This window comes from Acinetobacter sp. 70_2 (genome assembly GCF_056736115.1).
The window spans coordinates 362,063-370,466 of sequence record NZ_JBWZIP010000013.1; the positions used below are offsets into that span (position 1 = coordinate 362,063).

At 41.7% G+C, this 8,404-nt stretch carries 8 protein-coding genes and 1 tRNA gene; all 9 read right to left on the reverse strand.

Annotated features, from left to right (window positions below; translation table 11 throughout):
- Positions 1 to 24 precede the first annotated feature (24 nt).
- Positions 25 to 4,113: a DNA-directed RNA polymerase subunit beta gene (gene rpoB / locus AC1PJ9_RS07735; RefSeq protein WP_263612767.1), complete on the reverse strand. Its 4,089-nt coding sequence runs from the start codon at positions 4,111 to 4,113 to the stop codon at positions 25 to 27.
- 304 nt (positions 4,114 to 4,417) lie between these two features.
- A complete protein-coding gene (gene rplL / locus AC1PJ9_RS07740) occupies positions 4,418 to 4,789 on the reverse strand; it encodes a 50S ribosomal protein L7/L12 (protein WP_174728237.1) in 372 nt (123 codons plus the stop codon).
- A 42-nt stretch (positions 4,790 to 4,831) separates the two neighbouring features.
- Complete coding sequence (gene rplJ / locus AC1PJ9_RS07745) at positions 4,832 to 5,338, reverse strand: 50S ribosomal protein L10 (protein WP_002157004.1); 507 nt, start codon at positions 5,336 to 5,338, stop codon at positions 4,832 to 4,834.
- A gap of 319 nt (positions 5,339 to 5,657) precedes the next feature.
- The gene (gene rplA / locus AC1PJ9_RS07750) at positions 5,658 to 6,353 is read right to left on the reverse strand and encodes a 50S ribosomal protein L1 (RefSeq protein ID WP_002156922.1); all 696 of its coding nucleotides are present in this window, start codon (positions 6,351 to 6,353) and stop codon (positions 5,658 to 5,660) included.
- Between the two features lie 3 nt (positions 6,354 to 6,356).
- Positions 6,357 to 6,785: a 50S ribosomal protein L11 gene (rplK, locus tag AC1PJ9_RS07755; protein ID WP_001074682.1), complete on the reverse strand. Its 429-nt coding sequence runs from the start codon at positions 6,783 to 6,785 to the stop codon at positions 6,357 to 6,359.
- 109 nt (positions 6,786 to 6,894) lie between these two features.
- Entirely contained in the window at positions 6,895 to 7,428 is a 534-nt protein-coding gene (gene nusG, locus AC1PJ9_RS07760) for a transcription termination/antitermination protein NusG (RefSeq protein WP_002115092.1), read from the reverse strand.
- Between the two features lie 7 nt (positions 7,429 to 7,435).
- Complete coding sequence (gene secE / locus AC1PJ9_RS07765; RefSeq protein WP_002157045.1) at positions 7,436 to 7,876, reverse strand: preprotein translocase subunit SecE; 441 nt, start codon at positions 7,874 to 7,876, stop codon at positions 7,436 to 7,438.
- A gap of 75 nt (positions 7,877 to 7,951) precedes the next feature.
- A tRNA-Trp gene (locus tag AC1PJ9_RS07770) sits at positions 7,952 to 8,027 on the reverse strand.
- Between the two features lie 60 nt (positions 8,028 to 8,087).
- Positions 8,088 to 8,404: EF-Tu C-terminal domain-related protein (locus AC1PJ9_RS07775; RefSeq protein WP_032017488.1), on the reverse strand; the 317-nt coding region annotated here is incomplete at its 5' end.

An 8,404-nucleotide genomic window follows, 5' to 3' on the forward strand; every position in this document is an offset into this window, starting at 1 on the left:
CTAAAAAATCGTGAGTCTTACGACTTAGTCACCATTTTTCAGTTCAATGTTGATACCTAAAGAACGGATCTCTTTGGTCAATACGTTGAACGATTCAGGCATACCCGGATCCATATAATGGTTACCATCTACAATATTTTTATAGATGCGAGTACGTCCTTCAACGTCATCCGACTTCACTGTGAGCATTTCTTGAAGTGTATATGCTGCACCGTATGCTTCAAGTGCCCATACTTCCATCTCACCGAAACGCTGACCACCGAATTGTGCTTTACCACCAAGCGGCTGTTGTGTAACTAATGAGTAAGAACCAGTTGAACGTGCATGCATCTTGTCATCAACCAAGTGGTTCAACTTCAACATGTACATGTAACCAACAGTTACTGGACGGTCAAACTGTTCACCTGTACGTCCGTCAAACAATACTGTTTGACCTGTACGTGAAATGTCAGCCAATTCAAGTAAATCTTTAATTTGACTTTCTTCAGCACCATCAAATACAGGAGTAGCCAAAGGAACACCAGCACGTAAGTTGCCTGAAAGTGCTAGGATTTCATCATCAGTCAAGCTATCAAGATCTTCTTGCTCGCCACCGACTTTGTTATAAATCTTGTCTAAGAATTCACGTAACTCTAAAACTGTACGCTGTTCTTTCAACATTTTTTCGATTTTGTCACCAAGCCCTTTAGCCGCCATACCCAAGTGAGTCTCAAGAATCTGACCCACGTTCATACGAGACGGTACGCCCAACGGGTTCAATACGATATCTACCGGTACACCGTTCGCATCGTGTGGCATGTCTTCAACAGGTAAGATGTTAGATACAACACCCTTGTTACCGTGACGACCAGCCATCTTATCACCAGGCTGAATACGACGTTTAACAGCTAAGTAAACCTTAACAACTTTCAATACGCCAGTTGTTAACTCATCACCTGTTGCAAGCTTACGTTTCTTCTCAGCGAATTTCTCATCGATTTCTGCGCTCTTCTCTTTCAAGAACACTTGAATTTGAGTTAAACGCTCAGCGATTGCTTCATCTGTCGGTTGAATTTCAAGTAAATCAACAAGCTCTAAACCAGACAATAAATCTTCAGAAAGTTTATCACCACGTTTAGTTGAACCACCGCCATTAGACTCTTGGCCTTTAAGTAAACGAATTACACGCTCACGAGCCGCTTCTTCGAAGATTTTGTATTCTTCTTTCAAGTCTTTACGGTAAGAATCAAGCTGTGCTTTTTCAATCGCTAATGCACGGTCATCTTTCTCTAAGCCATCACGAGTGAAGACTTGAACGTCGATAACAGTACCTTTAGTACCAGATGGAACACGTAAAGATGAATCTTTAACGTCAGCAGCTTTTTCACCAAAGATTGCGCGAAGCAATTTTTCTTCAGGAGTTAACTGAGTTTCACCTTTAGGCGTTACTTTACCAACTAAGATGTCACCAGCAGTAACTTCAGCACCGATATAAACGATACCTGATTCATCAAGTTTAGAAAGCGCAGCTTCACCTACGTTAGGAATATCGGCAGTAATTTCTTCTGCACCTAACTTAGTATCACGTGCTACACATGACAATTCTTGAATATGAATAGAAGTTAAACGGTCTTCTTGAAGAACACGCTCAGATAACAAGATCGAGTCTTCGTAGTTATAACCATTCCATGTCATGAACGCTACACGCATGTTTTGACCAAGCGCAAGTTCACCCATGTCTGTTGATGGACCGTCTGCCAAGATGTCACCACGAGCAACTTTGTCGCCCAAATTCACGATAACATTTTGGTTAATACAAGTATTTTGGTTCGAACGTGTATATTTAATGAGGTTATAGATATCTACACCTGCCTCACCTGCAACCATTTCATCTTCGTTTACACGAATAACGATACGAGAAGCATCTACATATTCAATTGCACCACCACGGTTTGCGATTACACACACACCTGAGTCACGTGCTACGTTCGCTTCCATACCTGTACCGACAAGTGGCTTGTCAGCACGTAAAGTAGGAACAGCCTGACGTTGCATGTTCGAACCCATCAATGCACGGTTCGCGTCATCGTGTTCAAGGAATGGAATAAGTGATGCAGCAACAGATACAACCTGTTGTGCAGAAACGTCCATATGCGTCACTTTTTCAGGTGGCATACGTACGAATTCACCTTGGTGACGAACAGAAACGAATTCTTCTGTTAAGTTGCCATCTTTATCTACAGCAGAGTCGGCCTGTGCAATAACAGTACCTACTTCTTCAATAGCAGATAAATATTCAACTGCATCAGTTACACGACCATCTACTACTCTACGGTATGGTGTTTCCAAGAAACCGAAGTCATTCGCTTTTGCATATACAGAAAGCGAGTTGATCAAACCAATGTTTGGACCTTCAGGAGTTTCAATTGGACAAACACGGCCATAGTGAGTTTGATGTACGTCACGTACTTCGAAGCCTGCACGCTCACGCGTTAAACCACCAGGACCAAGCGCAGATACACGACGCTTATGTGTAATCTCAGATAATGGGTTGTTTTGGTCCATGAACTGAGATAACTGGCTTGAACCAAAGAATTCTTTGATTGCAGCAGCAACTGGTTTAGCGTTAATCAAGTCTTGTGGAGACAAGTTATCTGTTTCCGCTTGGCTTAAACGTTCTTTAACAGCACGCTCAACACGAACCAAACCAACACGGAATTGGTTCTCTGTCATTTCACCAACAGAACGTACACGACGGTTACCCAAGTGGTCGATATCGTCCACTTCACCTTTACCGTTACGGATTTCAACCAATGTACGTAATACATCGATAATATCTTCGTGCGATAAAATGCCTTCAACTTCACGTGACTTCTGGTCAGTACCAACTTCGTAAGGACGACCTAAACGACGGTTGAACTTCATACGACCTACTGGAGATAAGTCATAACGCTCAGAAGAGAAGAACAAGTTATTGAACAAGTTTTCAGCAGCTTCTTTTGTTGGCGGCTCGCCCGGACGCATTACTTTGTAGATTTCTACTAATGCTTCTTCACGTCCCGCTGTTGTGTCTGCACGTAATGTATCAGCAACAAAAGAACCACGGTCGATGTCGTTCGTGAACAGGATGTTAAATTGCTTAACACCGCCTTCTGCCAACTTCACCATTACTTCATGGCTTAACAACGTATTCGCAGCAATCACTTCACCATCACGTAAAGTAATGTCTTCAGCAGTAATACGCTCATATAAGTATTCGTCAGGAACTGAAAGTTTAGTTAAACCTGCAGCTTCCATTTGACGTACGTGACGCGCATTAATACGTTTACCTTGCTCAACAATGACTTTACCTTCATTGTCAGCAATATCAAATTGAGCCATTTCACCACGTAAGCGCTCAGGAACAAGGTCAATTTGATAACTGCCCATGTCAAGATACACAGGTACTTTTTCGTAGAACAAATTCAAGATTTGTTCATTGTTATAACCTAGTGCACGTAACACAACAGTAGCAAGTAATTTACGACGACGGTCAATACGTACGTAAACAAGGTCTTTTGCATCAAATTCAAAGTCTAACCATGAACCACGGTAAGGAATGATACGTGCTGAATACAACACTTTACCACTTGAGTGAGTCTTACCTTTGTCATGGTCAAAGAACACGCCTGGTGAACGGTGTAATTGAGATACGATTACACGCTCAGTACCATTGATAACAAAGGTACCATTTTCAGTCATCAGTGGGATTTCACCCATATAGACTTCTTGTTCACGTACGTCTTTAATTGATTTAGTTTCGCGATCTTTAATAATCAAACGAATTTTAACGCGCATTGGTGCCGCATAAGTCGAACCACGAAGAATACATTCGCGTACATCGAACTCAGGTTTACCAAGGCTATACTCAACAAATTCTAAAGCAGCATTGCCAGAATAACTTTCGATAGGAAAAACTGAACGAAATGCGGCTTGGAGACCGATATCTTCGCGGTTTTTTGGAGTTTTGCCATCTTGCAAGAATGTTCTGTACGAATCGACCTGGATCGATAATAAGTACGGTGCATCCATTACTTGGGGCAATTTACCAAAATTCTTACGGATCCGTTTCTTTTCGGTATATGAGTATGCCATCTGGAGTCCTCGGAAAGTAAACTAAGCCCGCCTGCAGAACGGGCTCAGAAGGAATTACGCAGGCCGATATGGCCACCACTGTTTACAAATGCTGCAATTTTTAGTGGTATAAAAACGCTTAACAATATTTTTAAAAATGAAAAATATTGGTAAACATTTGAAATTTCTTGTTTTATTTAGATTTTTCTAAAAATCAAACAAAACTAACAAAAATCGAGCCGATTATTGTAACGCAAAAAGGCTGATGACCCAAGAGCCATCAGCCATTTTATGGAGCCGATTTAAAAACCGACTCCTTTTACAATTACTTAAGTGTAACTGTAGCACCAGCTTCTTCAAGTTTCTTCTTAAGTTCTTCGCCTTCTTCTTTAGAAACGCCTTCTTTAAGAACTTGAGGAGCACCTTCAACTAGGTCTTTAGCTTCTTTAAGACCAAGGCCAGTTGCTTCACGAACTGCTTTAATTACAGCTACTTTGTTAGCACCGAAAGAAGTCAACTCAACGTTGAATTCAGTTTGTTCTTCAGCAGCAGCAGCAGCGCCACCAGCTGGAGCAGCAACAGCAACAGCTGCAGCTGAAACGTTGAATTTCTCTTCGAAAGCAGAAATTAATTCAACAAGTTCAAGAACAGTTTTTTCAGCAACTGCGTTTAAGATTTCTTCGTTAGTTAAAGCCATGAGAATAACTCCAAATGGATATTGAATGGTGTGTAAAATTGATTAAGCAGCTTCTGACTCGTTTTTCTCTTTGAGCGCTGTAATGAGGCGACCCAATTTCGAAATAGGAGCTTGAAGAACAGAGGCAAGCATAGTAAGCGCTTTCTCTTGGTTTGGAAGATTAGCAATAACGCTAACATCAGCACCTTGATAAACTTTGCCGTCAAATGCAGCAGCTTTTAACTCAAATGCTTTGTTAGTTTTTGCAAATTCTTCAAACAAGCGTGCAGCTGCACCCATGTCATCTTCAGAAGTTGAAAAACCTAGAATTGTTGGACCAACAAGGTTGTCGTTCAAGATATCAAATTGAGTACCTTGGAATGCGCGCTTAGCCAAAGTGTTACGTACGATACGTGTAGTTACACCTAACTTACGAGCTTCAACACGAAGTGTTGTTAATTGCTCTACGCTTAAACCTTGATAGTCAGCAACAACGGCTGCAAACGCTTTAGAAGCAACTTCACTTACTTCTGAAACGATCTGTTTTTTGTCTTCGATAAGAAGAGCCATTGTAAAACCTCCTAAGGTGATTTATGCACCCAATGGGCACACTCCCAATTCGTAAGCCTTTCGACTTACACGCGGAGGAGGAACAAATCACACCACCGCGTCTACGCAGGCTGGGTTATTAAGAAAAGTCGCTATTCGAAAATAACGGCTTCTCGCCTGAGGTCTTTGACGCTGATAAATTCTCATTCATCAATTCAAAGTCCGCCTGATAAGCAAGAGTCAAAGTATTGTTTTAACTGCGCAAAAATAGAAACTTATTTCTATTTTTGCTACCTACTCAATCAGGACTTTAAAATTCTGTACAGAACTAAGTTAAAACTTAGTTAGAAACGTTGTTTACATCAACAGTAAGACCAGGACCCATAGTTGAGCTCAAAGTGATCTTTTTGATGTATACGCCTTTAGAAGTTGCAGGTTTTAACTTTTTCAAGTCAGCAACTAAAGTTTCAACGTTTTGACGGATTGCAGCAGCATCAAAGCCAACTTGACCAATCGCAGCGTGAATAATACCCGCTTTGTCTACACGGTAACGAGCCTGACCAGATTTTGCGTTTTTAACAGCATTCGCAACATCAGGAGTTACAGTACCTACTTTAGGGTTTGGCATTAAACCACGTGGACCAAGAATTGTACCGAGCTTACCAACAACACGCATAGCGTCTGGAGCAGCGATTACAACATCAAAGTCAAGGTTTCCACCTTGAATGCTTTCAGCAAGGTCATCAAAACCTACAACATCAGCACCAGCTTCTTTAGCAGCTTCTGCTTGAGCGCCTTGAGCAAATACAGCTACACGTACAGTTTTACCAGTACCTGCAGGTAATGTAGTAGCACCACGAACAACCTGATCAGATTTACGTGGATCTACGCCAAGGTTTACAGAGATGTCTAAAGATTCTTTGAACTTTGCAGCAGGTAAGCTGTTAAGAACCTGTACTGCTTCTTCCAAAGTGTAAACTTTGTTTGCTTCTACAGCAGCAGCAATGGCTTTTTGACGTTTAGTTAACTTTGCCATGTCTTATAGCTCCACTTCCAAGCCCATAGAACGTGCAGAACCAGCGATGGTACGAACACGCGCGTCTAAATCAGCACCAGTTAAGTCTGGTTCTTTAGTAGTCGCGATTTCTTCTAATTGAGCACGAGTCAACTTACCAACTTTAGTTTTGTTAGGTACAGATGAACCCTTTTGGATACCAGCAGCTTTCTTAAGAAGAATAGAAGCTGGAGGAGTTTTCATGATGAATGTGAACGACTTGTCGTTGTACACAGTAATCACTACAGGAATTGGAAGACCTGGTTCAACTTTTTGTGTAGCAGCATTGAATTCTTTACAGAATGCCATGATGTTTACACCACGTTGACCTAGTGCAGGACCAATTGGTGGAGATGGATTTGCTTTACCAGCTGGAACTTGCAGCTTGATATAGCCGTCAATCTTCTTAGCCATTTTAAAATACCTCTGGGTACAGGCGCCGTTAGGCTCCCCAATTTCTACGTAACAATACTGTTACAACAACAATGCCCGATAAAATCGGGCGCTTTTCAACCAATTAAGATTAAATCGTTTTTTCGACTTGGCGAAATTCGAGTTCAACCTGAGTTGGTCGATTAAACACGTTAATCGTCAACGTTAAACGTGACTTGTCGTATTGAACCTCTTCCACCACACCTTTAAAGTCTGTGAATGGACCATCAATAACGAGTAATTCTTCACCTGGTTCAAACATCGTCTTAGGACGTGGAGCTTCACCAGTATTACGTACACGCGCAAGAATCGCATCTGCTTCACGTTGAGTGATTGGCGCTGGTTTTTCAGGTGTACCACCGATAAAACCTAATACTTTCGGACATTCTTTAACAATGTGCCAAGTATCATCATTCATTTCCATTTCAACTAACACATAGCCAGGAAAGAATTTACGCTCAGATTTACGTTTCTTACCATCCTTCATTTCTACCACTTCTTCGGTAGGAACTAGGACATCACCAAAGCTATCGGCAACAGCGCTACGCTGGATTCGTTCTGTAAGTGAACGCATCACTTGTTTTTCATAACCAGAGTAGGCATGAATAATGTACCAACGTTTCATAGCTCTTTTACCCGATAATCAACTTAATTAACCAACCCAAACCATAGTCAAAGCACCATAATACTAACGATGCAACAACTACAACCAATAGAACCTGCCACGATGTAGTGACTGTTTCTTGTTTTGTTGGCCAAGTTACTCGACGCAATTCGACTCGTGCATCTTTCAGCAAACGAACGAAGCCTTTACCTTGATGGGTGGCGTATAATAAACCTAAAGCCACAACGATACAAGCAAAAATTACCCCAACGCGCACCCATACATTATTTGCAGGGGCCCAATACGCTGGTAAATGCTGATTCACCATGGTAGCTGAGAGCAATAATGCAATTGCTATCACCCATAGAACAATATCTAAAGGCGAACCAGTACGAACAACTTCAGCAGAATTATTTCTTTGAGGAATTGGCGCGTCGCTCAATGCGTCACGCGATTTATCATTCGACATTTTTGTACTCGTCGTAGAACTCGCGACTTATTATATGAACAACTAAGCCAGCATCAAGCTTTTTATTTCAAAATATGGCAGGTCAGGAGGGACTCGAACCCCCAACATTCGGTTTTGGAGACCGACGCTCTACCAATTGAACTACTGACCTATAAAGCAAGTTGAGAGCCAAAGCTCTCAACTTGAGACGTAATTCGTCACTATATTATGCTTATGCAGTTACTTTCGCAACAACACCAGCACCTACAGTACGACCACCTTCACGGATCGCAAAACGTAGACCTGGGTCCATTGCGATTGGGTGGATTAATTCTACTGACATTTCAACATTGTCGCCTGGCATTACCATTTCAACGCCTTCTTTCAACTGGATCGCACCAGTTACGTCAGTTGTACGGAAATAGAACTGTGGACGGTAACCATTTAAGAATGGAGTGTGACGACCACCTTCTTCTTTAGAAAGTACGTATACTTCTGCGTCGAATTTAGTGTGCGGCTTGATTGTACCTGGTTTAGCAAGTACTTGAC

Bases quoted from the DNA above. Each gene is read 5' to 3' on its own strand.
- rpoB (WP_263612767.1), bottom strand. From the start codon at position 4,113: ATGGCATACTCATATACCGAAAAGAAACGGATCCGTAAGAATTTTGGT.
- rplL (WP_174728237.1), bottom strand. From the start codon at position 4,789: ATGGCTTTAACTAACGAAGAAATCTTAAACGCAGTTGCTGAAAAAACT.
- rplJ (WP_002157004.1), bottom strand. From the start codon at position 5,338: ATGGCTCTTCTTATCGAAGACAAAAAACAGATCGTTTCAGAAGTAAGT.
- rplA (WP_002156922.1), bottom strand. From the start codon at position 6,353: ATGGCAAAGTTAACTAAACGTCAAAAAGCCATTGCTGCTGCTGTAGAA.
- rplK (WP_001074682.1), bottom strand. From the start codon at position 6,785: ATGGCTAAGAAGATTGACGGCTATATCAAGCTGCAAGTTCCAGCTGGT.
- nusG (WP_002115092.1), bottom strand. From the start codon at position 7,428: ATGAAACGTTGGTACATTATTCATGCCTACTCTGGTTATGAAAAACAA.
- secE (WP_002157045.1), bottom strand. From the start codon at position 7,876: ATGTCGAATGATAAATCGCGTGACGCATTGAGCGACGCGCCAATTCCT.